This window comes from Actinokineospora sp. NPDC004072 (genome assembly GCF_053604195.1).
Map to the genome: position 1 here is coordinate 1 of NZ_JBSGHB010000014.1, position 25,841 is coordinate 25,841.

Below are 25,841 nucleotides of genomic sequence, written 5' to 3' on the forward strand. Positions count from 1 at the left end.
GCCGCTAAACTGGCCAGGGCGTGAACGGGCTTCGCCCGCATCGCCGCTCTTCACGCCCAGCGGCGTTTCGCTTAGGGGTCCCCGCGAATGCGAGTCCACCCCATCGGACCCACCACCCAAGCCGCGCAACCGCCGGAATCGCGCAACCGCCAGCCGCGCACCCAAGCAACCCCACCGCCCCATCACACGTCCCCCCAACAGCAGATGGGACACTCCCATCCGAAGGGACATCGGCGTTGACAACACGGTCGGGCGGACACATGACCTACGGACAAGGACCCCAAGGCGGCCACCGGCCACCCCCCTACCACCCCAACGGCCCCCAAGCCCGAGGCCCCCGCCCACCCCAACGCCACCCCCACGGGCACCCCCAAGCCCAAACCCAAGCCCGCCCCCGCCGCAAGCGCAAGCCCGGCCGCATAGCCGCCATCGTCGTCCTCATCCTCGTAGCCCTCGTAGCAGGCCTCTGGATCTACGGCGAAACCTCCCTCACCCGCACCGCGGCCCTCTCCGACTACGACGGCAGGCCCGCCGCGGGCGCAGGCACCAACTGGCTCATCGTCGGCTCCGACAGCCGGGAGGGGCTCAGCGCCGACCGGCAGGAGGAGCTGAGCACCGGGGCCCCCGAGGGCAGGCGCACCGACACCATCATGGTGCTGCACATCCCCGACAACGACACCCCGCCGACGCTGGTCAGCCTGCTGCGCGACTCCTACGTCCCCATCCCCGGCAAGGGCCGCAACAAGCTCAACGCCGCCTACGCCTTCGGCGGCCCGCAGCTGCTCGCCCAGACCGTGGAGACCACGACGGGGCTGCGCATGGACCACTACATCGAGATCGGCCTCGGCGGGTTCGCCGACATCGTGGATGCGGTGGGCGGGGTGGAGATGTGCCTGGACAAGCCCATCAAGGACCCGCTGGCGGGCATCGACCTCCCCGCGGGCTGCCAGGAGCTGTCCGGCCCCGACGCCCTGGGTTACGTGCGCACCCGGGTGGGGCCGCGCGCGGACCTCGACCGGGTGATCCGGCAGCGGGAGTTCATCAGCGCGCTGACGGACAAGGCGACCAGCTTCGGCACCGTCATCAACCCGTTCCGCGCCGTGCCGCTGCTGGCGTCGGCGCCCGACGCGGTGACCGTGGACGAGGGCGACCACCTGCACAACATGCTGTCCCTGGCGATGGCGATGGGGTCAAGCGACCTGGTCACCACCACCGTGCCCATCGGCGGCGGTGAGCGGGTGCAGGGCGTCGGCGCGGTCGTGCGCTGGGACCGGGAGAAGGCCCTGGCCCTGTTCGACGCCCTCGCCACCGACGCCCCGGTGTCCCCGGAGCTGATCACCAAGCCGCCCGCGTAGTTCAGCGGCGGGCGCGCAGGATCTCCAGGGCCTGGTCGGCGTGGACGTTGAAGCGCAGCTCGCTCTTGACCTCGCCGAGCAGGGTGCGGTCGGTGTCGATGACGAACGTGCGGCGCTTGGTCAGCAGCGGGCCGAAGCGGCGGCGCACGCCGAACTGCCGGGCGACGACGCCGTCGGGGTCGGACAGCAGCGGGTAGTCGAAGGCGTGCCGCGCGGCGAACTCGGCCTGCTTGGCCACCGGGTCGGGGCTGATCCCGACCCGGTGGGCGCCCAGCTCGGCGAAGTCCGCGGCCAGGTCGCGGAAGTGGCAGCTCTCCGCGGTGCAGCCGCCGGTCATCGCGGCCGGGTAGAAGAACAGCACGACCGGGCCGGTGGCCAGGAACTCCGCCAGCGAGCGCTGCGCCCCCTTCTCGTCGGCCAGGGTAAAGTCGGCGACCCTGTCTCCGGTCCTCATCGGTCTCCTCTCGGTGGCAGCGGCACGAAACCGCTGGTTCGGGCCACGTACGCGGCGTAGCCGGGGCGGCTGGCGGCCAGGTGCCCCTCGGTCAGCGGCTTGCCCGTGCCGCGCGCCAGCAGGTAGGTCATGACCAGCGGCGACACCACCGTGGCCGCGCCCCACCACGAGTGGCAGGCCAGCAGGTACAGACCCCACCACACGCAGGCGTCGCCGAAGTAGTTGGGATGCCTGGTGTAGCGCCACAGCCCGGTGTCGAGCACCTCGCCGGAGTTGGCCGGGTCGGCCTTGAACCGGCTGAGCTGGGCGTCGCCGACGGTCTCGAAGGCGAACCCGAGCACCCACAGCGCGATCCCGACCGCGCCCAGCCAGGTGACCCCGCCGGACTGGGCCACCTGCACCGGCAGCGAGATGACCCACATCAGCGCGGCCTGCGGCAGGAACACCACCCGCAGCATGTGCAGGCGCGGGTTGCCCGTCGCCCGGCCCAGGATCGCCGCGTACCTGCGGTCCTCGGGCTTGCCGTGGTTGCGGACGTGCAGGTGCGCCGCCAGCCGCACACCCCACACCACCGTCAGCGCGGTGACGACGGCGTTCCCTTCGGACAGTGCGAAGGAGACGATCGCGATGAGCGCGAAACCCAGTCCCCACGCGGTATCGATGGTGTCGTACTTGCCCCTGCGCACGCTGATCGCGAACACCAGCGCCATGAAGACCACGACCGCGCCCGCGGTCACCGCGAACATCATGCCCGCGCTCGCCGGGCGAGCAGGTCGGCGCGGGTGCGCGGCAGGCCGCTGCGCCCGGTCGCGGTGGGCCGCACCGCGAGGATCTGGTCGACGCCCATCCGGTTCTCCTCGAAGGCCAGCGCCCCGCCCGCGAAGTACAGCCGCCACACGCGCGCCTGCTCCAGCCCCACGAGGTCGACCACCTCGTCCCAGCGCTCCTCCAGCGTCCGCCGCCACGCCCGCACGGTCCAGACGTAGTGCTCGCGCAGCGCCTCCACGTCGCGGACCTCCAAGCCCGCCTGCTCCAGCAGGTCGATGGTCTGGCCGACGGGCCGCATGTTCATGTCCGGGGCGATGTAGGTCTCGATGAACGCGCCGCCGCCCTGGGCGTTCGCCCCGCGCGACATCTGCTGGAGCAGCAGGCGGCCCTCGGGCTTGAGCATGCGGAACAGGGTCGCGGCGTAGGCGGGGTAGTTGGCCCGGCCGACGTGCTCGCCCATCTCCAGCGTGCTGATCGCGTCGTAGGGCTCGTCGGCCAGGTCGCGGTAGTCCTGCAGCCGGACCTCCACCCGGTCGGCCAGGCCCAGCTCCGCCACCCTGGCCATGGCGAACTCGCGCTGCTCGCGGGCCAGGGTGATGCCGGTGACGCGCACGCCGTGGTGGCGCGCGGCGTGGATGGCCAGCGCGCCCCAGCCGCAGCCCACGTCCAGCAGGCGCATCCCCGGCGCCAGGCCGAGCTTGGCGCAGACCAGGTCGAGCTTGTCGCGCTGGGCGTCCTCGACGGTGTAGCCGGGGGCGTCGGAGGTCCAGTAGCCGCAGGAGTAGGCCATCTGCGGGTCGAGGATGAGCTGGTAGAAGGCGTTGGAGAAGTCGTAGTGGTGGGCGATCGCGGCCCGGTCGCGGGCCTTGCTGTGCTCCCGCCCGCTCAGCCGCGCCTCGGCGGCCGGGATCGGCGGCCGCGGCCCCACGACGCCCAGCCGCAGCCCCGCCCCGACCAGGCCGAGTTTGTCCTTGAGCCCGAGCCTGCGGGCGCCGCCGGACCGGGCCAGCGCCCAGAACCGCGACAGCGCCGCGCCGAGGTCGCCCTCCACGTCGAGGTCCCCGCTGACGTACGCGCGGGCCAGGCCCAGCTCGTCCGGCCGCCACAGCAGGTGCCGCAGCGCCCGCCGCGCGCGCACGACGGCGACCGGCCCGCCATCGGGTCCGGCCGCGCTGCCGTCCCAGGCGCGCAGGCGCACCGGGAGCGGCGCGCCGAGCACCCGCTCGGCGAGTGCGGCCAGGGTGGTGGCGACGGGGGTGCGGTGGGCCACGGCGACTCCGATCTCGCGCGGGGGGACGTCCGAACCGCATTCGGGGGCCCGCCGCGCGCGGATGGGTCGTGCCAGTATCGGGTCTCGTGGAGATCGTGATCGCGCGGGTGGCCACCGAGGTGCTCTCCCCGGCCGTGGTCGTGCTGGTGCTGCCGCTGGTCGTGGCCTGGCACGCGACCGGGCACCTGGGGGCGGCGCTGGTCTGGGGCCTGGCGGTGGCGCTGTTCGCCAGCGTGCTGCCGATGCTGTTCATCATCCGCGGGGCCAAGGCCGGGCGCTGGGACGGCCACCACGTGCGCGACCGCGAGCACCGCGCGGTCCCGCTGCTGGTCGGCCTGGCGTCCGCGGCCGTCGGCGTCGCCGTCCTGGTGTTCGCGGGCGCGCCGCGGGACGTGCTGGCGCTGTCCGCCGCGATGGTCGCCACCCTGGCGGTGTGCCTGGTGGTGACCCGGGTCTGGAAGATCTCGCTGCACGCGGCGGTGTCCGGCGGCGCGGTCGCCATGATCACCCTGCTGTACGGCCCGTGGGCGTTGCTGCTGCTGGCGCCGCTGGCCCTGGTGTGCTGGTCGCGGGTGGTGCTGGGCGACCACACCGCGGCCCAGGTGGTCGCCGGAGCGCTCACCGGGCCCCTCGTCGGCGGTGTGGTGTTCCTGCTAGTGCGCTGACGCCACGACGGCGGCGATCGCGTCGACGCCCCGGTCGATCTCGTTCTCGGTGATCACCAGCGGCGGGGCGACCCGCAGCGTGGTGTCCTGGGTCTCCTTGCAGAGCACGCCGCGCTCCATCAGCGCCTCCGACGCCTGCCTGCCGCCGATCGCGGTCAGCTCGACGCCTGCCCACAGGCCCCGGCCGCGGACCTCGCTGACGCCGCGGCCGACCAGCTCGCGGAGGCGCGCGTGCAGGTGCGCGCCCAGCACCCGCGAGCGCTCCTGGAACTCCCCGGTGGCCAGCAGCCGGACCACGGCGCGGCCGACCGCGCAGGCCAGCGGGTTGCCGCCGAAGGTCGAGCCGTGCTCGCCGGGGCGCAGCACGCCCAGGACGTCGCGGCGGCCGACCACGGCCGACACCGGCAGGATGCCGCCGCCGAGGGCCTTGCCCAGGGTGTAGACGTCGGCGCGCACGCCCGCGTGGTCCAGCGCGAACAGGGTGCCGGTCCGGGCCAGGCCGGACTGGATCTCGTCGGCGATGAACAGCACGCCGTGCTCGTCGCAGAGGCGGCGGACGGTGCGCAGGTAGTCCGCGCCGGGCACGATCACGCCCGCCTCGCCCTGGATCGGCTCGACCAGCACCGCGGCGGTGCGGTCGGTGATGGCCGCGGCGAGGGCGTCGGCGTCGCCGTAGGGCACGACCTTGAAACCGGGGGTGAACGGGCCGAAGTCGGCGCGGGCGACCTCGTCGGTGGAGAAGGAGACGATGGTCGTGGTGCGGCCGTGGAAGTTGCCGCCTGCCACGATGATCTCCGCGGTGTCCTGCTCGACGCCCTTGACCCGGTAGGCCCACTTGCGGGCGATCTTGACCGCGGACTCGACCGCCTCGGCCCCGGAGTTCATGGCCAGCACCATCTCGGTGCCGGTCAGCTCGGCCAGCTCCCGGCAGAACGGCCCGAACTGGTCGTGGTGGAACGCCCGGCTGGTCAGCGTGACCCGGCCGAGCTGCTCGACCGCGGCCGCGACCAGCGCCGGGTGCCGGTGGCCGAAGTTGAGCGCGGAGTACCCGGCCAGGAAGTCCAGGTAGCGGCGACCGTGCACATCGGTCACCCACGCGCCCTCGGCCTCGGCGATCACCACCGGCAGCGGGTGGTAGTTGTGCGGGCTCCAGCGCTCGTCCATGCCGATGAAGTTGGTGGGTTGCGCAGTCGCGGTCATGCCAGCCAGGTTAAGGGGCGTCTGCGGCGCTTTCATCCGGTTAATGTTGCTTCTATCGAGCAATCATTGCGTGATTGTGCTCAAGTGCTTTGGAAAGTTGCGCGAGCGGACCGCTCGGAGGAGGTCTACCCTCTTGCTGCATGGTTCGTGACGTGCTCAGGGCGAGGCCCGGTGACCTGCCCGAACCCCGCTCGACCCCGGTCGGCCCGACCACCAAGCAGGCCGCCGCCGCGGCGCTGCCGGAGATCGGCGCCCGCCTCGCCGACCTTCAGGAGGCCCTCCACGCCGAGGGCGAGCGCAGGGTGCTGCTGGTCTTGCAGGGCATGGACACCGCGGGCAAGGGCGGCACGATCAAGCACGTCGTCGGCCTGCTCAACCCGCTGGGGCTGAAGATCGCCGCGTTCAAGGCCCCCACCAAGGCCGAGCTGCGCCACGACTTCCTGTGGCGCGTCCGCAAGCAGGTGCCCGCCCCCGGCCAGATCGGGGTGTTCGACCGGTCGCACTACGAGGACGTGCTCATCGCGCGGGTCGAGGGGCTGGTGCCGCGGGCGGAGTGGTCGGCGCGCTACGAGCTGATCAACGCCTTCGAGGCTGAGCTGGTGGCCTCGGGCGTCACGCTGGTCAAGTGCTTCCTGCACATCTCCCCGCGCGCGCAGAAGCGGCGCCTGCTGGCCCGGCTGACCGACCCGGCGAAGCACTGGAAGTACGACCCGGCCGACCTCGACGCGCGGGCGAAGTGGAGCGCCTACCAGGAGGCTTATGCCGAGGTGCTGGAGCGCTGCTCCCCGCCAGCCGCGCCGTGGTACGCCATCCCGGCCGACCGCAAGTGGTACCGGAACTGGGCGGTCGCGTCCCTGATGCTGGAGACCCTGGAGGAGCTGGCCCCCGCGCCCCCGCCGCCCGCCTTCGACGTGCAGGCCGAGCTGACCCGCCTGACCCGGCACGACCCGTTGCGGTGACTCAGACCAGCCGGTCGAGCACGGTCCGGGCGGTGTTGATCGGGATGCTGAACCCGATGCCCACGCTCCCGGCCGACCCCGACGCCGGGGAGTAGATCGCCGAGTTGATGCCGATCACTCGGCCCTCGGCGTCGAACAGCGGGCCGCCGGAGTTGCCCTGGTTGATCGCGGCGTCGGTCTGGAGCGCGGCGTAGGAGACGCCGCCGTCGGCGATGGTCACCGGGCGGTCGACGGCGCTGATGATGCCGGTGGTCACCGTGCCGCGCAGCCCGGCCGGGGAGCCGATGGCGATGACCGCGTCGCCGACGCGGGCGGTGCTGGAGTCGCCCAGGGCGGCCGGGGTCAGGCCCGTGGCCGCGGCCTGGAGGACGGCCAGGTCGGCGGTCCGGTCGGCGTCGACCACGGTGGCCGGGGCGCTGCGCCCGTCGGCGAGGGTGACCTCGATGTCCCGGGCACCCGCCACGACGTGGTAGTTGGTCAGGATGCGGCCGTCGGCGGTCAGCACCACGCCGGAGCCGACGCCGGTCGCGCTGCCGGTGGCGACGTTGACCTCGACCACGCTCGGCATGACCTCGGCCACCACCGCGCTCACGTCCACGGGGCTGCCGGCGGTAGCGGCGGTCGCCGCGACGGGGGTGGCGGGTCGGTCTTGGCCTGCGATGACCGCGCTCGCGGTCCCGCCGATCGCCCCACCGGCCAGGACGGCGGCGGCGACCGCGGCGACGATGCGCTTGGGGAAGGGGTCCATAGCGCCGAGCATCCGTCCCGATGCTGGGAGTGGCCTGTGGAAAGGCTCGGCGTGGCCCAAGAAACGCCGGCGTCGTGCGGGCGCGGCCAGGACGACTAGGTTGTCGGGCGTGACCAACGAGACCTCGTTCCTGCGCCTACAGGCGCGGACCCAGCGCTTCACCCTCGGCGCCCCGCGCGAGTTCCGCGTCGGCCGCGACCACGTGCTCTTCCTGCGCACCGCGACCGGCGAGGACCGCACCGGCATCCTGTGGCGCAAGGACCTGGCCACCGGGGCCGAGACCCGGCTGGCCGACCCCGCCGCGCTGCTGAGCGGGGACGAGGAGCTCTCGCCCGAGGAGCGCGCCCGCCGCGAGCGCAGCCGCGAGCAGGGCGGGGGCATCGTCGGCTACGCCACCGACGCCGAGGTCGCCACCGCGGCGTTCGCCCTCTCCGGCCGCCTGTTCGTCACCGCGGGCGGGCAGACGAGGGAACTGGACACCCCCGGCCCGATCATCGACCCGCGCCCGGACCCGACCGGGCAGCGCATCGCCTACGTGGCCGACAACGCGCTGCGGGTGGTCAACGTCGACGGCAGCGACGACCGCGCCCTCGCCGAGCCCGAGGGCGAGGACCGGGCGTGGGGCCTGGCCGAGTTCATCGCCGCCGAGGAGATGAACCGCTCCCGCGGCTACTGGTGGTCCCCCGACGGCACCCGCCTGCTCGTGGCCCACACCGACCGGCGCGCGGTGCAGCGCTGGCACATCGCCGACCCGGCCAACCCCGGCAGCGCGCCGCAGACCGTCGCCTACCCGGCCGCGGGCACCACCAACGTCACCGTCCGCCTGGCGGTCATCGACCTGGACGGGACCAGGACCGACGTCGACTGGGCGGGGGAGTACCTGGTCACCGCGCACTGGTCGGCCCACGGGCGGCCGCTGATCGCCACCCAGACCCGCGACCAGCGCACCTACGAGATCCGCGCGATCGACCCCGGCACCGGCGCGACCGAGCTGATCCACACCGACACCGACGACACCTGGGTCGAGATCGTCACCGGCGTCCCGGCGTGGACGACCGCGGGCGAGCTGGTCCGGGTCGAGGCCGACGGCCCGGCGAACCGGCTGTTCATCGGCGACCGCGCGGTCACCGGGGACGACCTGCAGGTCCGCTCGGTCCTCGACGTCGGCGACGACGTGCTGTTCACCGCCTCCGAAGGCGACCCGACCCAGGTGCACGTCTACACCGCCACCGCGGCAGGCGTCACCCGGGTGTCCACTGCGGACGGCGTGCACTCGGCGGCCCGCGGCGCGGGCGGCACCGTGCTGACCTCCTGGTCGCTGGACTGGTCCGGGTCCAAGCACGTCATCGGCGACCACGAGATCGCCAACCACGCCGTCGAGCCGCCGCTGACGCCGAACGTGCGGCTGCTGGCCGTCGGCGAGCGCGGCCTGCGCGCGGCCCTGCTCTACCCGACCGGGCACGTGCCCGGCAGCGCAAGGCTGCCCGTGCTCATGGACCCCTACGGCGGCCCGCACGCCCAGCGCGTGCTGTCCACCCGCAACGCCTACCTCGGCCCGCAGTGGCTGGCCGACCAGGGCTTCGCCGTCGTCGTCGCCGACGGCCGCGGCACCCCGGGCCGGGGCCCGGAGTGGGAGCGGGCGATCGCCAACGACTTCGCCGGGGTCACCCTGGCCGACCAGGTCGACGCCCTGCACGCGATCGCGGCCGAGCACCCCGATCTCGACCTGGGCAAGGTGGCCATCCGCGGCTGGTCCTACGGCGGCTACCTCGCCGCGCTGGCCGTGCTGCGCGCGCCCGAGGTCTTCCACGCGGCCATCGCGGGCGCGCCGGTCACCGACTGGCGGCTGTACGACACCCACTACACCGAGCGCTACCTGGGCCACCCCGACCAGCAGCCCGAGGTCTACGACCGCAACTCGCTCATCGACGACGCGCCGAAGCTGACCAGGGAGCTGCTGATCATCCACGGGCTCGCCGACGACAACGTGGTGGTCGCGCACGCGATCCGGCTCTCCAGCGCGCTGGTCGCCGCGGGCCGCCCGCACGCGCTGCTGCCGCTGCCCGGCGTCACCCACATGACGCCGCAGGAGGACGACGTCGCCGAGAACTTCATGCTCATGCAGGTCCGCTGGCTCAAGTCCGCGCTGGGATTGGAGAAGTAGATGGCCGTCACGCCGAGGTGGGGCATCACGCTGCCGCTGACCGGGGTTCCGCTCACCGCGCACCGCGAGCTGGTCAAGGAGCTGCCCGACCTCGGCTACACGGACATCTGGTCGGCCGAGACCGCGGGCACCGACGCCTTCACCCCGCTGGCGCTGGCCGCGGAGTGGTCGCCGGGCCTGCGGCTGGGCACCGCCATCGTCCCGGTCTACACCCGCGGCCCCGGGCTGCTGGCGATGAGCGCGGCCACCCTGGCCGAGCTGGCACCGGGCCGGTTCGTGCTCGGCATCGGCACCTCGTCGCCGACGATCGTGGAGGGCTGGAACGGCGGCGACTTCGCCGACCCGTTCCGGCGCGTCCGCGACACGCTGCAGTTCCTGCGGGCGGCGCTGGCGGGGGAGAAGGTCACCGCGGAGTACGGCACGTTCCAGGTCAGCAAGTTCCGGCTGGAGCGCCCGCCCGCGGTGCCGCCGCAGGTGATGCTGGCCGCGCTGCGCCCGGGCATGCTGCGGTTGGCCGCCGAGCGCGCCGACGGCGCGATCACCAACTGGCTGGCCCCGCACGACGTGGCCGCGGTGCGGGCGGTGGTCGGGCCGGACACCGAGCTGGTCGCGCGGATCTTCGTCTGCCCGACCGAGGACGCCGACGCCGCCCGCGGCCTGGGCAGGCTGCTGATCAGCAGCTACCTGACCGTCCCGGTGTACGCGGCCTTCCACGACTGGCTGGGCCGCGGCGACGTGCTGCGCCCGATGCACGAGGCGTGGGCGGTCGGCGACCGGGCCGGGGCCAACGCGGCCATCCCGGACGCGGTGGTCGACGACCTCATCGTGCACGGCAGCCCGCAGCGGTGCGTCGAGCGGATCGCCGAGTACCAGGCGGCCGGGCTGTCCACCCCGGTCATCGCCGTGCTGCCGACCGGGGACGACCCGGCCGAGCTGGTGCGGGCCCTCGCGCCGCGCTGAGTGCTCCCAAGATCGGCCGCCGCGTATCCTTCTCACGAGGTGAGGCTCACCTAAGAAGGGTTGGCGGATGACCGCATCGCACAACGCCCCCCTGGCCGACCCGGCTGCGGTGCGCGCGCTGGTCGGGCCGGTGCTCGACGCGCTGGCCGCGGGCGGCCGCGAGCGCGGCGGCCCGCTGCCCGGGGGCGGTCCGGCCGCGGTCAAGGCGCTGGCCGACGTGCTGCCCGAGCACGGGATCGGGTCGGCGGCGGCCGCCGAGGTGGCGCACGTGCTGGCCGCGGGCTCGGCCGACCCGGCCGACCCGTGGTGCGCCGCCCACCTGCACTGCCCGCCGCTGGCGGTCGCGGTGGCCGCGGACCTGGCGGCCAGCATGCTCAACCCGTCGATGGACTCCTGGGACCAGGCGCCCGCGGCCAGCGCCATCGAGCGCCAGGTGACCGACGCGCTGGCCCGGCTGTGCTACCCGGGCCACCCGGGAACCCCGGCCCCCGACGCCCTGATCACCACCGGCGGCAGCGAGTCCAACCTGCACGGGCTGCTGCTGGCCAGGGCCAAGTTCGGCGCGGTGACGCCGGTCTGCGGCAGCAACGCCCACCACAGCGTCGCGCGGGCGGCCTGGCTGCTCGGGCTGCCGCGCCCTGTGGTGGTGGAGTGCGCGGGCGACCGCGTGCGCCTGGACGCCCTGGCTGCGGCGCTGGCCGCGGTGGACGGGCCGACCGCCGTCGTCGCCACCGCGGGCACGACCAACAGCGGCGCCATCGACCCGCTGCCCGAGATCGCCGCGCTGGGCGCCGACTGGCTGCACGTCGACGCCGCCTACGGCGGGGCGCTGCTGCTCACCGGGCGGCGGGACCTGCTGCGCGGCCTGGAGCTGGCCGACTCGGTGGCGCTGGACCTGCACAAGTTCGGCTGGCAGCCGATCGCGGCCGGGGTCTTCGCCTGCCGCGACGGCGCGGACCTGGCGGTCCTGGACACCAGCGCGGACTACCTCAACGCCGACGACGACACCGAGGCCGGGCTGCCGGACCTGCTCGGCCGCTCGCTGCGCACCTCGCGCAGGCCGGACGCGGTGAAGATCGCCGCGACGCTGCGCGCCCTGGGCCGCCGCGGGCTGGGCGAGCTGGTGGAGGCGTGCTGCGCCACCGCGCGCGGCGTCGCCGCGGCCGTCGCCGCCCACCCCGACCTGGAGCTGTGGGCCGAGCCCGTGCTGTCGACGGTGGTGTTCCGGCCGACGGCCCCGTGCGACGTGGCCGCCCTGCGGCGGGCGCTGCTGGACGAGGGCCGGGCGGTGCTGGGCCGGGCCCGGCTGGACGGGCTGTGGCTCAAGCTGACGCTGCTGCACCCGCACACCACCCCCGCCGACTACCTGCCGCTGCTGGACCTGGTCGCCGAGGCGGCGCGATGACCGTGCTCGACCTCGCCGGGGTGGGCATCGGGCCGTTCAACCTGTCGCTGGCCGCGCTCGCCCACGGCGTCCCCGGCCTGCGCGCGGCGTTCTTCGAGCGCAGCCCGGAGTTCCGCTGGCACCCCGGGCTGCTCATCGACGGCGCCACCCTGCAGGTGCCGTTCCTGGCCGACCTCGTCTCGCTGGTCGAGCCCGCCCACCCGCTGTCCTTCCTGGCCTACCTGCGCGACCGCGACCGGCTGTTCCCGTTCTACTTCGCCGAGCGCTTCCACATCCCGCGCGCCGAGTACGACGACTACTGCCGGTGGGCCAGCGAGCGGCTGCCCTCCTGCCGCTTCGGCAGCGAGGTGCGCGCGGTGCGGTGGACCGGCGCCGCCTTCGAGGTGGACGTGCCCGGCGGGCCGGTGCTGGCCCGCAACCTGGTGCTGGGCGTCGGCACCGAGCCGGTGGTCCCGGAACCGCTGCGCGGGCTGGCCGTGCACTCGGCCGGCTACCTGGGCGCGCGCGAAGCCCTGCTGGCCGCCGAGGACGTCACCGTCGTGGGCTCGGGGCAGTCCGGCGCGGAGATCGTCCTGGACCTGCTGCGCCGCCGGTCGGGCGCGCTGCGGTGGATCGCCCGCACCCCGGCCATCGCGCCGATGGAGTACTCCAAGCTCGGGCTGGAGCAGTTCACCCCCGACTACACCCGCTTCTTCCACGGCCTCGACGAACCCACCCGGGACCGGCTGGTCCCCGCGCAGTGGCAGCTCTACAAGGGCATCAGCGCCGAGACCATCGACGCCATCCACGACGAGCTGTACCAGCGGACCATCGGCGGCGGCTGGCCGGACGTGGTCGTCGCCCCCGGGGTCGAGGTCGTCGGCGCGCGGCCGGGCATCGAGCTGGACCTGCGGCACGTCCAGCAGCGCAGCACCGCGACCGTCCGGACCGACGCCGTGGTCTGCGCGACCGGCTACGCCGAGCGCGACCTCGGCCCGCTGCTCGGCGACCTGCCCGTCGAGCGCGACGCCGCGGGCCGGGTGGTGGTCGACGCCGACTACCGGCTGTCCGCGCCGATCGGCGGCTCGGTGTTCGTGCAGAACGCCGAGCGGCACACCCACGGCGTCGGCGCGCCGGACCTGGGCTTGGCGGCCTGGCGCGCGGCCACCATCCTGAACGCGGTGTGCGGGCGCGAGGTGTTCCGGCTGCCCAAGCGCACGGCGTTCACCACGTTCGGGTTCACCGCTTTCGGGTTTACCGCGGTCGGGTCCACCGCGTTCCGGCAGGGCGAAGGGGAGGTCGGGTGAACGCGCAGGCGTGGGCGGCGGCGGGGGCCGCCGTGGTGCACAAGATGCTCGGCGAGCTGAGCTACGAGGGGCTGCTGCGCCCCGAGCCCGCTGGCGAGCCGGACGGGCGCGGCTTCCGGGACTGGCGGCTCGCGCTGGCGGGCGGGGTGGAATACCGCTTCACCGCGCGGCGGGCCGCGTTCGAGGCGTGGGCGGTGCGGCCGGGGACGGCCCGCCGCGGCGGCGCCCCCGCCGACGACCCGCGCGCGCTCGTCGTCGACGCCCGCGCCGAGCTGGGCCTGACCGGGCTGCGCCTGGCCGACGTGCTGGCCGAGCTGACCGCGACCGTCACCAACGAGGCGACGCGCATCGCCGCGGCCCCCACCGCGGCCGAACTGGTCGCCATGGACTACGACGAGGCCGACGGCAAGCTGACCGGGCACCCCCGGCTCGTGATGAACAAGGGCCGCGTCGGCTTCTCCGCCCGCGACCGCGAGCGGTACGCGCCCGAGGCCGGGACGACGTTCCCGCTGCGGTGGGTGGCCGTGCGCCGCGAGCACGCCGCGTTCCGCTGCACCGACGACCTCACCGAGGACGGGCTGCTGGCCGAGGAGCTGGGCGACCAGCTCGCCGAGTTCCGCGCGCGGCTGTCCGACCCGGCGGACTTCACGATCGTCCCGGTCCACCCGTGGCAGCACGACGAGATCATCGGCACCCTCTACGCCGCCGAGCTGGCCAAGGGGATCGTCGTGCCGCTGGGCGCAGGCCGCCACTACCGTCCACACCAGACGATCCGCACGCTGGCCAACGCCAGCCACCCGACGCGCCGCGACGTCAAGACCGCGGTGTCGGTCCGCAACACGCTGGTGTACCGGGGACTGGCGTCGGCGGCGACGCTGGCCGCGCCCCAGGTGACCGCGTGGCTGCGCGAGGTCCGCGCCTCCGACGAGCGGCTGCACGGCATGGACCTGCTCGGCGAGGTGGCCAGCGTGTCCGTGCGGCACCCGCTGTTCGGCGCGGTCGACGAGCTGCCCTACCGCTTCCACGAGACGCTGGGCGCGCTGTGGCGCGAGCCCATCCGCACCCGGCTGGCCCCGGGGGAGCGGGCCATCTCCTTCGCCGCGCTGACCTACCCCGGGGTGCTCGCCCACCTCGTCGGGGAGTCCGGGCTCGACCCCGACACCTGGCTGACCTCGGTGCTGGAGCTGCTGCTCACCCCGCTGCTGCACTGGCTGCTGGAGCACGGCGTGGGCTTCTGCCCGCACGGGCAGAACCTCATCCTCATCACCGACCCCGCGGGCGTGCCGCTGCGGGTGGCGATCAAGGACTTCGCCCAGGGCGTCGACCTGCTCGACGAGCACCTGCCCGCCTACGACCGGCTCGGCCCCGACGCCGCGGCCGACATGCTGCGCTGGCCCGCCCACCTGCTGGCGCAGTCGCTGTTCAGCTCCGTCTTCGCCGGGCAGCTGCGGTTCATCGCCGAGATCGCCGACGCCGACCTCGGCCACCCGCGGCCGCGGCTGTGGGCGCGGGTGCGCGAGATCGTCGGCGCCTACCGCGACGCCAACCCGGCGACGGCGGCCCGGTTCGACGCCTGCGGCCTCTTCGCCGCCGACGTGGAGCGGGTCTGCCTCAACCGCGAGCACTTCGCGGGCCAGGGCTTCGACAAGGTCGACCGCGACGACGAGTTCGACGTGCGGTTCGGCCGGGCCCGCAACCCGCTGGCGGGCCCGGACCCGGGCGGTGCCTGGTGATCGACCACCGGCGGCCGGTCGGCCCGCGCACCCTGGCCGCCCGCGCCAAGGCGGCCGTGGCGCTCTCGGCCGCGCTGCGCGCGGCGGTCTCGGCGGGGGAGGTGCGCCGGGTGGTGTGCCTGGCCCCGGACCCGCACGCCCGCTTCAGCGCCGTCGAGCTGGGCGCGGACTTCTTCGTCGACACGGTGCTGACCGGCGGCTACGGGCTCTGCTCGTACGTCTTCGGGTGGAACCCGGCGCGCGAGCCGGTCAACGCCCCGGCCGTCGACCCGTTCCTGGGCGGCTACGGCGACCTCGTGCTGCGCCCGGACCTGGCCACCCTGGCCCCGCTGGAGCCGGGGGTGTGGCAGGTCGTCTGCGACGTCGAGTGGCCCGACGGGCGCCCGGTCCCGCAGGCCCCGCGCACCGCCCTGCGCGAGCGGCTGGCCGACGCCGAGCAGCTGGGGCTGGTCCCGGCGGTGGGCATCGAGCACGAGGTCACCTTCACCCGGCCGGACGGGACGCCGCTGGCCGCGGGCGGGCTGGACTACGCGGTGGCGGGGATGGCCCCGCTGCGCGGCCTGCTGTCCGACGTGCTCGCCGCGGCCGAGGGCCTGGGCGTGGAGTCCGCGCGGGGCGAGGTGCACCCCGGCCAGTGCGAGGTGGTCCTGCGCCACCGCGACGCCATCGCCGCGTGCGATGACGCCATGCTGCTGCAGTCGGCCGTGCGGCGGGTGGCCGCCGAGCACGGCGTGCGGGCGGGGTACCTGGCGGCGGAGGCGTCCGGGTCGGGCAGCTCGTGCCACGTCCATCTGTCCATTTCGGACCCCGACGGCGCGCCGCTGGCCGCGGGCGCCGCCCCGGGCGAGCCGTCGGCGGTGTTCGGCCACTTCATCGCGGGCGTGCTGCGCGCGGCCGCCGACCTCACCGCGATCTGGGCGCCGACGTGGAACTCCTACGTCCGCCTGCGCACCGCCCCGTTCTCCCCGCGCTCGCTGCGCTGGGGCCGCGACGACCGCACCGCCGCGGTCCGCCTGGCGGGCGCGGGCCGCTCCCTGCGCATGGAGGCCCGCTTCGCCGGGGCCGACGCCCAGCCGCACCTGGTGGTGGCGGCCCTGGTCGGCGCGGGCGTCGCGGGCGTGCGGGACCGCCTGCCCCTGCCCGCAGAGGGCCGGGTCGTCGGCGAGCTGGCCCGCACGCCGTGGGAGGCGCTGGCCTTCCTCGGCGAGTCCAAGGCCGCCCGGTCCGCCCTCGGCGACGCCGTGGTCGACCACCAGGCGGCGATGCTGGGCGAGGAGCTGGCCGCGGGCCTCGACGCGGTGACCGACTGGCAGCGCACCCGGGGCGACCTGCGCGCGTAGCCCGGGTTGAGGAATTCTCACCGGAGCTGTCACATCCGCGGCGCGCCGCGGGTCAGAGGGGTGACAGACACCGCCGAGTGAGGAGTCACCATGGCCCACACGATCGTCACCCTCGTCGCCGCCGCGCTGGTCGGGTTCTCGGCCGCCTCGGTCTTCTTCCGCGCCAAGTGGGTCGTCGAGCCCATCACCGAGTACGGCGTGCCGCAGCGGTGGTGGAACTGGCTGGGCCTGGCCAAGGCTGCCGGCGCGGTCGGGCTGGCCGCCGGGCTGGTGGTGCCCGCGATCGGCTGGGCCGCGGGCATCGGCCTGGTCGTCTACTTCGCCGGGGCGGTCATCACCGTCGTGCGGGCGAGGGTGTGGTCGCACGTGCCCTTCCCGCTGGTCTACCTGGCGCCCGTGGTCGCCGCGATGGCGCTGGCTGCGTAAAAACAATCAAGCACGAATGCTTGAAATCTGTCCCCGCCCGTGCCACGGTTGACCCGTGATCGACCTGACCGCGCTGCTCGCGGACCTGCGGGACGAGGGCGACCTGCTCGACTCCCGGGTCGCCGGGGCCGACTGGCGGCTGCCGACCCCGGCGGCCGGGTGGACCGTGGCCCACCAGATCGCCCACCTGGCGTGGACCGACGAGCACGCCATGCTCGCCGCCACCGACCCCGAGCGGTTCACCGCCGCGGTCACCGAGGCGTTCAGCCGGGGGCTCACCGTCGTGGACGAGGCCGCCGACGAGCTGTCCCGCCGACCCGACCTGCTGGAGCACTGGCGCTCCACCCGCGCCGCGGTGGTCGAGACGCTGGCCGGGCTCCCCGCGGGCACCCGGATCCCCTGGTTCGGCCCGCCGATGAGCCCGGCATCGATGGCCACCGCCCGGCTGATGGAGACCTGGGCGCACGGCACCGACGTCGCCGACGCGCTCGGCATCCGCCGGGCGCCGACCCCGCGGCTGCGCCACGTCGCCCACCTCGGGGTGCGCACCCGCGACTTCGCCTACGCCGTGCGGGACCTGCCCGCCCCGGCCGAGCCGTTCCGCGTCGAGCTGACCGGCCCCGACGGCGAGCTCTGGGCCTGGGGGCCCGAGGGCGCCGCCCAGCGGGTGACCGGGACCGCGCTGGACTTCTGCCTGGTGGTCACCCAGCGCGTGCACCGGGCGGACACCGGGCTGGCGGCCACCGGCGCGGAGGCCGAGCGCTGGCTGGGCATCGCCCAGGCCTTCGCCGGGCCGCCCGGGGAAGGGCGGGCCAGGGCATGATCCGCATCGCGAACGCCTCCGGCTTCTACGGCGACCGGCTCTCGGCCATGCGCGAGGTCCTCGACGGCGGCCCGGTCGACGTCATCACCGGCGACTACCTGGCCGAGCTGACCATGCTCATCCTCGGCCGCCAGAAGCTCGCCGACCCGAGCGCGGGCTATGCCAGGACCTTCCTCAAGCAGGCCAAGGAATGCCTGGGCGACGCGCTGGCCAGCGGGGTCAAGATCGTGGTCAACGCGGGCGGGCTGAACCCGGCCGGGCTGGCCGCCGCCGTGCGCGGCCTCGGCTTCCCGGCCCGCGTCGCCCACGTCGAGGGCGACGACCTGCTGCCCAGGGCCGCCGAGCTGGGCCTGACCGGCGCGCTGACCGCCAACGCCTACCTCGGCGGCTGGGGCATCGCGGCCTGCCTGCGCGCGGGGGCGGACGTGGTCGTCACCGGCCGGGTCACCGACGCCTCCCTGGTCGTGGGCGCGGCCGCCGCCCACCACGGCTGGTCGGCCGAGGACTACGACGCCCTGGCGGGCGCGACGGTCGCCGGGCACGTCATCGAGTGCGGCGCCCAGGCCACCGGCGGCAACTTCGCCTTCTTCACCGAGATCCCCGCCCGGACCCACCTGGGCTTCCCCATCGCCGAGGTGGCCGCCGACGGCTCCTCGGTGATCACCAAGCACCCCGGCACCGACGGCGCGGTGACAGTCGAGACCGTGACCGCGCAACTGCTGTACGAGATCCAGGGCACCCGCTACCTCGGGCCGGACGTCACCACGCACTTCGACACCGTCGCCCTGGCCGAGGACGGCCCCGACCGGGTCCGGATCAGCGGCGTGCAGGGCTCGCCGCCGCCGTCGTCGGTCAAGGTCTGCGTCAACACCCTCGACGGCTTCCGCAACAGCGCCACCTTCGTCCTCACCGGCCTGGACGTCGAGGCCAAGGCCGAGCTGGTCCGCGCCCAGCTCCCGGGGGCCGACATCACCTGGACCCTGGCCCGCACCGACCGGGCCGACGCCGACACCCAGGAGACCGCCAGCGCCCTGCTGCACGCCACCGTCCGCACCCCCGACCCCGCGCGGGCCAAGGCGTTCGCCCGGACCGCGGTGGAGCTGGCCCTGGCCTCCTACCCCGGCTTCACCATGACCGCCCCACCCACGGACGGCACCCCGGTCGGCGTCTACCGCCCGGAGTACGTGCCCCGCGCGGTGGTCCCGCACGTCGCCGTGCACCCCGACGGCACCCGGGAGGACATCCCGTGGCCCGCGACGACCCAGGACCACCACCCCGAGCCGCCCGCCGCCGCGGTCGGACCCGCCCCGGGCGGCCCCACCCGGCGGCTCCCGCTGGGCACCGTGGTGGGCGCCCGCTCCGGCGACAAGGGCGGCGACGCCAACCTCGGCGTCTGGGTGCGCGACCGGGCCGCCTACCCGTGGCTGGTCGGGGAGCTGACCCCGGAGCGGATCCGCGCGCTGCTGCCGGAGGCAGGCGAGGTCCGCCGCCACGAGTTCCCCAACCTCGGCGCGGTCAACTTCGTCCTCACCGGGCTCCTCGGCCAGGGCGTGGCCGCGAGCACCCGGTTCGACCCGCAGGCCAAGGGGCTGGCCGAGTGGCTCAGGAGCAGGCACGTCGACATCCCGGAGGAACTGCTGTGACCGCGTCCAAGCCCTTCGAGCGCCGCGAGCTGCGCGAGACCGTGCGCGCGTTCATGGCCCGCGACGTGCTCCCGCACCTCGACGACTGGGAGCGCGCGGGCGAGCTGCCCCGCGACCTGCACCGCAAGGCGGGCGCGGCGGGCCTGCTCGGCGTCGCCTTCCCCGAGCACGTGGGCGGGGGCGGCGGCGACCTCATCGACGCCATCGCCGTGGTGGAGGAGATGCACTACCAGGGCGCATCCGGCGGGCTCATCGCCGGGCTGCTCACCTGCGGCATCGCCCTGCCCCACCTGGCCGCGGCGAACGACCCCGAGCAGGTCGGGCGCTGGGTGCGCCCCACGCTCGACGGCGAGAAGATCGGGGCGCTGGCGATCACCGAGCCCGACGGCGGCTCCGACGTCGCCAACCTCCGCACCACCGCCAAGTCCGACGGCGACCACTACATCGTCAACGGCGCGAAGACGTTCATCACCTCCGGGGTGCGCGCCGACTTCGTCACCACCGCGGTCCGCACCGGCGGGGAGGGCGCGCACGGCATCTCGCTGCTGGTCATCGAGAAGGGCACGCCCGGCTTCACCGTCAGCCGCAAGCTGGAGAAGATGGGCTGGCACTGCTCCGACACCGCCGAACTCGCCTTCACCGACTGCCGCGTGCCCAAGGCCAACCTCGTCGGCGCGGAGAACACCGGGTTCGTCCAGCTCGCGGTCAACTTCGTCGCCGAGCGCATCACGCTGGCCGTGCAGGCCTACGCCCACGCCCAGCGGGCGCTCGACCTGACGGTCCGGTGGTGCCGCGACCGCGCCACCTTCAACCGCCCGCTGATCTCCCGGCAGGCGGTGCAGCACACCCTCGCCGAGATGGCCCGCAAGGTCGACGTCGCCAGGACCTACACCCGCCACGTCGCGCAGCGCCACCTCGACGGCGAGGACGTCATCGCCGAGGTGTGCTTCGCCAAGAACACCGCGGTGGAGGCGGGGGAGTGGGTGGTGCACCAAGCCGTGCAGCTGCACGGCGGGTTGGGCTACATGCGCGAGTCCGAAGTGGAGCGCCACTACCGGGACCTGCGCATCCTGGGCATCGGCGGCGGCGCCAGCGAGATCATGACCGGGCTCGCCGCGAAGCGATTGGGGTACACGGCATGACCGTCCTGCGCAGCACCGTCGACACCGCGGCGGATGAGTTCAAGGCCAACGCCGATGCCATGCTGGCCAAGCTCGACGAGCTGGCCGCCGAGCAGGCCAAGGCGGTCGCGGGCGGCGGGGAGAAGTACGTCGCCCGCCACCGCAAGCGCGGCAAGCTGCTGGCCCGCGAGCGCATCGAGCTGCTGGTCGACCCCGATTCGCCGTTCCTGGAGCTGTCCCCGCTGGCCGCGTGGGGGACCGACTACCAGGTCGGCGGCAGCCTGGTGACCGGCATCGGCGTCGTGGAGGGCGTCGAGTGCCTGATCAACGCCAGCGACCCCACCGTCAAGGGCGGGGCGATCAACCCCTGGGGCATGCGCAAGGGCTTCCGCGCCGCCGACATCGCCGCGCAGAACCGGCTGCCCACGATCAACCTGGTCGAGTCCGGCGGCGCGGACCTGCCCACCCAGAAGGAGATCTTCATCCCGGGCGGGCGCACCTTCCGCGACCTGACCCGCTCGTCGGCGCGCAAGATCCCGACCGTCGCCCTGGTCTTCGGCAACTCCACCGCGGGCGGGGCGTACCTGCCGGGCATGTCGGACTACGTGGTGATGGTCAAGGAGCGCGCCAAGGTCTTCCTCGGCGGCCCGCCGCTGGTGAAGATGGCCACCGGCGAGGAGTCCGACGACGAGTCCCTGGGCGGGGCGGAGATGCACGCCCGCGTCTCCGGCCTGGCCGACTACCTCGCCGTGGACGAGGCCGACGCCATCCGGATGGGCAGGCGGATCGTCGCCCGGCTCAACTGGCGCAAGCTCGGCCCGGAGCCCGCCGCCGACTACCGCGAGCCGGTGCACGACCCCGAGGACCTGCTCGGCATCGTGCCGGCCGACCTAAAGATCCCCTTCGACCCGCGCGAGGTCATCGCCCGGGTGGTCGACGGCTCCGACTTCGACGAGTTCAAGCCGCTCTACGGCGCCAGCCTGGTCACCGGGTGGGCGAGCGTGCACGGCTACCCGGTCGGCATCCTGGCCAACGCCCGCGGCGTGCTCTTCGGCGAGGAGTCGCAGAAGGCGACCCAGTTCATCCAGCTGGCCAACCAGACCGACACCCCGCTGATCTTCCTGCACAACACCACCGGCTACATGGTCGGCAAGGACTACGAGCAGAGCGGCATCATCAAGCACGGCGCCATGATGATCAACGCGGTGTCCAACTCGACGGTCCCGCACATCTCCATCCTCATGGGCGCCTCCTACGGCGCAGGCCACTACGGCATGTGCGGGCGGGCCTACGACCCCCGCTTCCTCTTCGCCTGGCCCAGCGCCAAGTCCGCGGTGATGGGGCCTGCCCAGCTGGCCGGCGTGCTCTCGATCGTCATGCGGCAGAACGCCGAGCGCGCCGGGCAGCCCTACAACGAGGAGCACGACGCGGCCATGCGCGCGATGGTCGAGGGGCAGATCGAGGCGGAGTCGCTGCCGATGTTCCTGTCCGGGATGCTCTACGACGACGGCATCATCGACCCGCGCGACACCCGCACGGTGCTCGGCATCAGCCTGTCTGCCATCCACAATGGACCGATCCAGGGCGCCGGGGGCTACGGCGTCTTCCGGATGTGAGGGCCGTGATGATCACTTCGGTTCTGGTGGCCAACCGCGGCGAGATCGCCCGCCGGGTCTTCCGCACCGCCCGCGCGCTGGGCCTGGGCACGGTCGCGGTGTTCGCCGACCCGGACGCCGACGCCCCGCACGTCGCCGAGGCCGACACCGCCGTGCGGCTGCCCGGTGCCGCGCCAGCCGACACCTACCTGCGCGCCGACCTGCTGGTCCGGGCCGCGCTGGACGCGGGGGCCGACGCCGTGCACCCCGGGTACGGCTTCCTGTCGGAGAACGCCGCGTTCGCAGGCGCCGTCGTCGAGGCCGGGCTGACCTGGATCGGTCCGCCCGCGGCCGCGATCGAGGCGATGGGCTCCAAGGTCGAGGCCAAGCGGATCATGGCCGCCGCGGGCGTGCCGGTGCTGGCCGAGCTGGCCGAGGTCACCGAGGCCGACCTGCCGGTGCTGGTCAAGGCGTCGGCGGGCGGCGGCGGTCGGGGCATGCGGATCGTGCGCGAGCTGGCCGAGCTGCCCGGCGCGATCGAGGCGGCGCGGTCGGAGGCGCGGTCGGCCTTCGGCGACCCGACGGTCTTCTGCGAGCCCTACATCGAGCGCGGCAGGCACATCGAGGTGCAGGTCCTCGCCGACACCCACGGCACGGTCTGGGCGGTGGGGGAGCGGGAGTGCTCGATCCAGCGCAGGCACCAGAAGGTCATCGAGGAAGCGCCGTCGCCGCTGGTGACCGAGGAGATGCGGGCCGGCCTGTTCGACGCCGCCCGCACGGCCGCCAAGGCCATCGACTACACCGGCGCGGGCACCGTGGAGTTCCTCGCCGACGAGTCCGGGCGGTTCTTCTTCCTGGAGATGAACACCCGCCTGCAGGTCGAGCACCCGGTCACCGAGGCCGTCACCGGGCTGGACCTGGTCGCCTGGCAGCTGGCCATCGCCGAGGGCGCCGCGCTGCCCGCCGAGCCGCCGCCGACGCGCGGGCACGCCATCGAGGTCCGGCTCTACGCCGAGGACCCGGCCGCCGACTGGCGGCCGCAGAGCGGCACGCTGCACGAGTTCGCCGTCCCGCCGGGCGTGCGGGTGGACTCCGGCGTCGAGGCGGGCTCGGTCGTCGGTGTGCACTACGACCCGATGCTGGCCAAGGTCATCGCCCACGCCCCCGACCGCACCAGCGCCGCCCGCGCGCTGGCCGGGGCGCTGGTCGCCACGCGCGTGCACGGCCTCACCACGAACCGGGACCTGCTGGTCAACGTGCTGCGGCACCCGGCGTTCCTGGCCGGGGAGACCGACACCGCCTTCTTCGACCGGCACGGCCTGGCCGCGCTCGCGGCGCCGCTGCTGGGCGAGGCCGACGTCGAGCTGTGCGCGCTGGCCGCGGCGCTGGCCGAGGCCGAGGCCAACCGGGCGGCCGCGCGGGTGCTCGGGCGCATCCCGGCAGGCTGGCGCAACGTGGTGTCGCAGCCGCAGGTCAAGCGGTACACCTCGGTTCTGGGCGAGCACGAGGCGCGCTACACCCGCGGCGTGCCGGACGGGCGGGCGGCGGTCGTCTCGGCGACGCCGGACCTGGTGGTGCTGGAGGTCGACGGGGTCCGGCGGCGGTTCGCCGTGGCCCGGCACGGCGAGGTCTCCTATGTGGACACCGACCGCGGCTCGGTGGCGCTGACCCGCGTCAGCCCGTTCACCGACCCGGCCGACCAGGTGGCGGCGGGCTCGCTGCTCGCGCCGATGCCGGGGACCGTGGTACGGGTGGCGGTGGCCGCGGGCGAGCGGGTCGGCGCCGGGCAGCCGCTGCTGTGGCTGGAGGCGATGAAGATGGAGCACCGCATCGACGCGCCCGCCGACGGCGTGGTGACCGAGTTGGGCGTGGCGGCGGGCGACCAGGTCGACGTCGGCCGCGTGCTGGCCGTGGTGAGCGAGGAGGAAGCGTGACGTTCACGGAGAGCGAGGAGCGGCAAGCGCTGCGCAAGGCCGTCGCCGAGCTGGGCCGCAAGTACGGGCACACCTACACCCTGGAGAAGGCGCGCTCGGGCGGGCACACCACGCAGCTGTGGGACGAGGCGGGCAGGCTCGGCTACCTCGGGGTGAACGTCCCCGAGGAGTACGGCGGCGGGGGCGGCGGCATCGGCGACCTGGCCGCGGTGTGCGAGGAGCTGGGCGCGGCCGGGGCCGGGCTGCTGCAGATGGTGGTCTCGCCCGCGATCTGCGCGACGATCATCGCCCGCTACGGCACCGACGAGCAGAAGCGCGCCCACCTGCCGCGCTTCGCCGACGGCTCGCTGCGCATGGCCTTCGCCATCACCGAGCCGGACGCCGGCTCCAACTCCCACAAGATCACCACCACCGCGCGCCGCACCGCCGACGGCTGGGTGCTGACCGGGCGCAAGGTCTACATCTCCTGCGTCGACGAGTCGGAGTCGGTGCTGGTCGTGGGGCGCACCGAGGACGCCAGGACGGGCAAGCTCAAGCCCGCGCTGTTCATCGTCCCGGTCGGGGCGCCGGGGTTCACCTTCCAGCAGATCCCGATGGACATCATCTCCCCGGACCGGCAGTTCAGCCTGTTCTTCGACGACGTGGCGCTGCCCGGCGACGCGCTGGTCGGCTCCGAGGACGCCGCGCTCATGCAGCTGTTCGCCGGCCTGAACCCCGAGCGCATCATGGCCGCGTCGTTCGCGGTGGGCATGGGCCGGTTCGCGCTGGAGAAGGCCGTGGACTACGCCAAGACCCGCACGGTGTGGAAGGAGCCGATCGGCGCCCACCAGGCCGTCGCCCACCCGCTCGCCCAGGCCAAGATCGAGCTGGAGCTGGCCAAGCTGATGACCCAGAAGGCCGCGGCCCTCTACGACGCTGGCGAGGACATGGCCGCGGGCGAGGCGGCCAACATGGCCAAGTACGCCGCGGGGGAAGCGGCCGTGCGGGCGGTGGACGCGGCCGTGCAGACCCACGGCGGCAACGGCCTGGCCAGCGAGTACGGTCTCGGTGCGCTCGTCGCGGCGTCCCGGCTGACCAGGATCGCCCCGGTGAGCCGGGAGATGGTGCTCAACTTCGTGGCGCAGTTCTCGCTCGGGCTGCCCAAGTCGTACTGAGGGGGGAAGCCGTGGGCGAGCCGCGCCAGGACCGCAGCCGGGCCACCCGCAGGCGGCTGCTGGACGCGGCCGTCGACTGCCTGGCCGAGGTGGGCTGGACGGGCAGCACGGTGTCGGTGGTGGCCGAGCGCGCCGGGGTCTCCCGCGGCGCGGCCCAGCACCACTTCCCGACCCGCGAGGACCTGTTCACCGCCGCGATCGCGCACGTCACCGACGAGCGCCTGGCCGCCCTGCGCGCCGAGCTGCCCGCCCTGCCCCCCGGCCTGGCGCGGACGGAGCACGTCGTGCTGACCATCGGCGAGATGTACGCGGGCAAGCTGTTCCGCGCCGCCTTGCAGCTGTGGGTCGCCGCCGCCTCGGACGAGCCGCTGCGCACCGAGGTGCTCCCGCTGGAGTCCCACGTCGGCCGCGAGGCCCACCGCCTCACCGTCGAGGCCCTCGGCGCCGACGAATCCCACCCCGGCGTCCGCGAGGCCATCCAGGCCACCCTCGACCTCGCCCGCGGCTTCGGCCTGGCCAACCTCCTCACCGACGACACCCCCCGCCGCACCCGCATCCTCCGCGAATGGGCCCGCATCCTGCATGGGACGCTGCATCCCAAGATCGGGTAGAATGCGGGGGCTGCTGCTGAGGAGGCCCCGCGATAGGTATCGGTTTCTGGGCATGGATTCGGGTTTTCACAACCTGACGAAGCTAGCCGAGGCAGCCCGGAAACAGGAGCCTGGTGGCCATGGCTGATCCTGATTCCCCTGGTCGCGGGCTTGACGGCCTTCGCGATAAAAGTGGGGCTGGGATTGGCCGACCGGCTGCTGAACCGGATTCGACCGCCGGTCGTGAT

22 protein-coding genes are annotated in these 25,841 nt (G+C 74.3%); 17 read left to right on the forward strand and 5 right to left on the reverse strand.

What is annotated here, in order from left to right; translation table 11 throughout:
• Nucleotides 1–260 precede the first annotated feature (260 nt).
• Nucleotides 261–1,355, forward strand: a complete 1,095-nt coding sequence (locus ACWEPX_RS21735; RefSeq protein ID WP_451899035.1) for an LCP family protein — start codon at nucleotides 261–263, stop codon at nucleotides 1,353–1,355.
• Between the two features lies 1 nt (nucleotide 1,356).
• Here ACWEPX_RS21735 and ACWEPX_RS21740 read toward each other — a convergent pair whose 3' ends face one another.
• The 3 genes from ACWEPX_RS21740 to ACWEPX_RS21750 are packed head-to-tail and all read right to left on the reverse strand — an operon-like array spanning nucleotide 1,357 to nucleotide 3,847.
• A complete protein-coding gene (locus tag ACWEPX_RS21740) occupies nucleotides 1,357–1,809 on the reverse strand; it encodes a peroxiredoxin (RefSeq protein WP_451899036.1) in 453 nt (150 codons plus the stop codon).
• On the reverse strand, nucleotides 1,806–2,558 hold the full coding sequence (locus ACWEPX_RS21745; protein WP_451899037.1) for a DUF1295 domain-containing protein: 753 nt from the start codon (nucleotides 2,556–2,558) through the stop codon (nucleotides 1,806–1,808). The genes ACWEPX_RS21740 and ACWEPX_RS21745 overlap by 4 nt, the downstream gene beginning before the upstream one ends.
• Nucleotides 2,555–3,847 (reverse strand): class I SAM-dependent methyltransferase, encoded by a 1,293-nt coding sequence (locus ACWEPX_RS21750; RefSeq protein ID WP_451899038.1) that lies wholly within the window; start codon nucleotides 3,845–3,847, stop codon nucleotides 2,555–2,557. The genes ACWEPX_RS21745 and ACWEPX_RS21750 overlap by 4 nt, the downstream gene beginning before the upstream one ends.
• Before the next feature lie 86 nt (nucleotides 3,848–3,933).
• Here ACWEPX_RS21750 and ACWEPX_RS21755 point away from each other — a divergent pair, with 86 nt between their 5' ends.
• The gene (locus ACWEPX_RS21755) at nucleotides 3,934–4,512 is read left to right on the forward strand and encodes a hypothetical protein (RefSeq protein ID WP_451899039.1); all 579 of its coding nucleotides are present in this window, start codon (nucleotides 3,934–3,936) and stop codon (nucleotides 4,510–4,512) included.
• On the opposite strand, the gene rocD is transcribed toward ACWEPX_RS21755, so the two are convergent.
• The gene (rocD, locus tag ACWEPX_RS21760) at nucleotides 4,501–5,712 is read right to left on the reverse strand and encodes an ornithine--oxo-acid transaminase (protein ID WP_451899040.1); all 1,212 of its coding nucleotides are present in this window, start codon (nucleotides 5,710–5,712) and stop codon (nucleotides 4,501–4,503) included. The genes ACWEPX_RS21755 and rocD overlap by 12 nt on opposite strands.
• A gap of 140 nt (nucleotides 5,713–5,852) precedes the next feature.
• Between rocD and ACWEPX_RS21765 the strand changes: the two genes are divergently transcribed.
• Entirely contained in the window at nucleotides 5,853–6,671 is an 819-nt protein-coding gene (locus tag ACWEPX_RS21765) for a PPK2 family polyphosphate kinase (protein ID WP_451899041.1), read from the forward strand.
• Between the two features lies 1 nt (nucleotide 6,672).
• Here the strand turns inward: ACWEPX_RS21765 and ACWEPX_RS21770 are convergent, their stop codons facing one another.
• Nucleotides 6,673–7,419, reverse strand: coding sequence for a S1C family serine protease (locus ACWEPX_RS21770; protein WP_451899042.1), 747 nt, complete (start codon nucleotides 7,417–7,419; stop codon nucleotides 6,673–6,675).
• Nucleotides 7,420–7,528: 109 nt separating this feature from the next.
• Between ACWEPX_RS21770 and ACWEPX_RS21775 the strand changes: the two genes are divergently transcribed.
• The 14 genes from ACWEPX_RS21775 to ACWEPX_RS21840 all read left to right on the forward strand — a co-directional run bounded on the left by ACWEPX_RS21775 (nucleotide 7,529) and on the right by ACWEPX_RS21840 (nucleotide 25,614).
• Nucleotides 7,529–9,583, forward strand: a complete 2,055-nt coding sequence (locus ACWEPX_RS21775) for a prolyl oligopeptidase family serine peptidase (protein WP_451899043.1) — start codon at nucleotides 7,529–7,531, stop codon at nucleotides 9,581–9,583.
• Nucleotides 9,584–10,543 carry an LLM class F420-dependent oxidoreductase gene (locus tag ACWEPX_RS21780; RefSeq protein ID WP_451899044.1) on the forward strand — a complete coding sequence of 320 codons (960 nt, stop codon included), beginning with the start codon at nucleotides 9,584–9,586 and terminating at the stop codon, nucleotides 10,541–10,543.
• Nucleotides 10,544–10,610: 67 nt separating this feature from the next.
• Nucleotides 10,611–11,948 carry a pyridoxal phosphate-dependent decarboxylase family protein gene (locus ACWEPX_RS21785; protein WP_451899045.1) on the forward strand — a complete coding sequence of 446 codons (1,338 nt, stop codon included), beginning with the start codon at nucleotides 10,611–10,613 and terminating at the stop codon, nucleotides 11,946–11,948.
• A complete protein-coding gene (locus tag ACWEPX_RS21790) occupies nucleotides 11,945–13,234 on the forward strand; it encodes a lysine N(6)-hydroxylase/L-ornithine N(5)-oxygenase family protein (protein ID WP_451899046.1) in 1,290 nt (429 codons plus the stop codon). Before ACWEPX_RS21785 ends, ACWEPX_RS21790 begins: the two co-directional genes overlap by 4 nt.
• Nucleotides 13,235–13,278: 44 nt before the next feature.
• The gene (locus ACWEPX_RS21795; protein ID WP_451899240.1) at nucleotides 13,279–14,967 is read left to right on the forward strand and encodes an IucA/IucC family protein; all 1,689 of its coding nucleotides are present in this window, start codon (nucleotides 13,279–13,281) and stop codon (nucleotides 14,965–14,967) included.
• Nucleotides 14,964–16,307 carry a glutamine synthetase gene (locus ACWEPX_RS21800; RefSeq protein WP_451899047.1) on the forward strand — a complete coding sequence of 448 codons (1,344 nt, stop codon included), beginning with the start codon at nucleotides 14,964–14,966 and terminating at the stop codon, nucleotides 16,305–16,307. Before ACWEPX_RS21795 ends, ACWEPX_RS21800 begins: the two co-directional genes overlap by 4 nt.
• A 90-nt stretch (nucleotides 16,308–16,397) precedes the next feature.
• The gene (locus tag ACWEPX_RS21805; protein WP_451899048.1) at nucleotides 16,398–16,733 is read left to right on the forward strand and encodes a DoxX family protein; all 336 of its coding nucleotides are present in this window, start codon (nucleotides 16,398–16,400) and stop codon (nucleotides 16,731–16,733) included.
• Nucleotides 16,734–16,788: 55 nt separating this feature from the next.
• Nucleotides 16,789–17,556 (forward strand): TIGR03084 family metal-binding protein, encoded by a 768-nt coding sequence (locus ACWEPX_RS21810; protein WP_451899049.1) that lies wholly within the window; start codon nucleotides 16,789–16,791, stop codon nucleotides 17,554–17,556.
• Nucleotides 17,553–19,199: an acyclic terpene utilization AtuA family protein gene (locus ACWEPX_RS21815; protein ID WP_451899050.1), complete on the forward strand. Its 1,647-nt coding sequence runs from the start codon at nucleotides 17,553–17,555 to the stop codon at nucleotides 19,197–19,199. The genes ACWEPX_RS21810 and ACWEPX_RS21815 overlap by 4 nt, the downstream gene beginning before the upstream one ends.
• Nucleotides 19,196–20,341, forward strand: a complete 1,146-nt coding sequence (locus tag ACWEPX_RS21820; protein ID WP_451899051.1) for an acyl-CoA dehydrogenase family protein — start codon at nucleotides 19,196–19,198, stop codon at nucleotides 20,339–20,341. Before ACWEPX_RS21815 ends, ACWEPX_RS21820 begins: the two co-directional genes overlap by 4 nt.
• Complete coding sequence (locus ACWEPX_RS21825) at nucleotides 20,338–21,936, forward strand: acyl-CoA carboxylase subunit beta (RefSeq protein WP_451899052.1); 1,599 nt, start codon at nucleotides 20,338–20,340, stop codon at nucleotides 21,934–21,936. Before ACWEPX_RS21820 ends, ACWEPX_RS21825 begins: the two co-directional genes overlap by 4 nt.
• An 8-nt stretch (nucleotides 21,937–21,944) precedes the next feature.
• A complete protein-coding gene (locus ACWEPX_RS21830) occupies nucleotides 21,945–23,849 on the forward strand; it encodes an acetyl/propionyl/methylcrotonyl-CoA carboxylase subunit alpha (protein WP_451899053.1) in 1,905 nt (634 codons plus the stop codon).
• Nucleotides 23,846–25,003, forward strand: coding sequence for an acyl-CoA dehydrogenase family protein (locus ACWEPX_RS21835; RefSeq protein WP_451899054.1), 1,158 nt, complete (start codon nucleotides 23,846–23,848; stop codon nucleotides 25,001–25,003). The genes ACWEPX_RS21830 and ACWEPX_RS21835 overlap by 4 nt, the downstream gene beginning before the upstream one ends.
• 11 nt (nucleotides 25,004–25,014) lie before the next feature.
• Nucleotides 25,015–25,614 (forward strand): TetR/AcrR family transcriptional regulator, encoded by a 600-nt coding sequence (locus tag ACWEPX_RS21840; RefSeq protein WP_451899055.1) that lies wholly within the window; start codon nucleotides 25,015–25,017, stop codon nucleotides 25,612–25,614.
• Nucleotides 25,615–25,841 lie beyond the last annotated feature (227 nt).

Coding starts and splice junctions, on each gene's coding strand:
- ACWEPX_RS21735 (WP_451899035.1), top strand. CDS start 261: ATGACCTACGGACAAGGACCCCAAGGCGGCCACCGGCCACCCCCCTAC.
- ACWEPX_RS21740 (WP_451899036.1), bottom strand. CDS start 1,809: ATGAGGACCGGAGACAGGGTCGCCGACTTTACCCTGGCCGACGAGAAG.
- ACWEPX_RS21745 (WP_451899037.1), bottom strand. CDS start 2,558: ATGATGTTCGCGGTGACCGCGGGCGCGGTCGTGGTCTTCATGGCGCTG.
- rocD (WP_451899040.1), bottom strand. CDS start 5,712: ATGACCGCGACTGCGCAACCCACCAACTTCATCGGCATGGACGAGCGC.
- ACWEPX_RS21765 (WP_451899041.1), top strand. CDS start 5,853: ATGGTTCGTGACGTGCTCAGGGCGAGGCCCGGTGACCTGCCCGAACCC.
- ACWEPX_RS21770 (WP_451899042.1), bottom strand. CDS start 7,419: ATGGACCCCTTCCCCAAGCGCATCGTCGCCGCGGTCGCCGCCGCCGTC.
- ACWEPX_RS21780 (WP_451899044.1), top strand. CDS start 9,584: ATGGCCGTCACGCCGAGGTGGGGCATCACGCTGCCGCTGACCGGGGTT.
- ACWEPX_RS21785 (WP_451899045.1), top strand. CDS start 10,611: ATGACCGCATCGCACAACGCCCCCCTGGCCGACCCGGCTGCGGTGCGC.
- ACWEPX_RS21790 (WP_451899046.1), top strand. CDS start 11,945: ATGACCGTGCTCGACCTCGCCGGGGTGGGCATCGGGCCGTTCAACCTG.
- ACWEPX_RS21795 (WP_451899240.1), top strand. CDS start 13,279: ATGCTCGGCGAGCTGAGCTACGAGGGGCTGCTGCGCCCCGAGCCCGCT.
- ACWEPX_RS21805 (WP_451899048.1), top strand. CDS start 16,398: ATGGCCCACACGATCGTCACCCTCGTCGCCGCCGCGCTGGTCGGGTTC.
- ACWEPX_RS21815 (WP_451899050.1), top strand. CDS start 17,553: ATGATCCGCATCGCGAACGCCTCCGGCTTCTACGGCGACCGGCTCTCG.
- ACWEPX_RS21825 (WP_451899052.1), top strand. CDS start 20,338: ATGACCGTCCTGCGCAGCACCGTCGACACCGCGGCGGATGAGTTCAAG.
- ACWEPX_RS21830 (WP_451899053.1), top strand. CDS start 21,945: ATGATCACTTCGGTTCTGGTGGCCAACCGCGGCGAGATCGCCCGCCGG.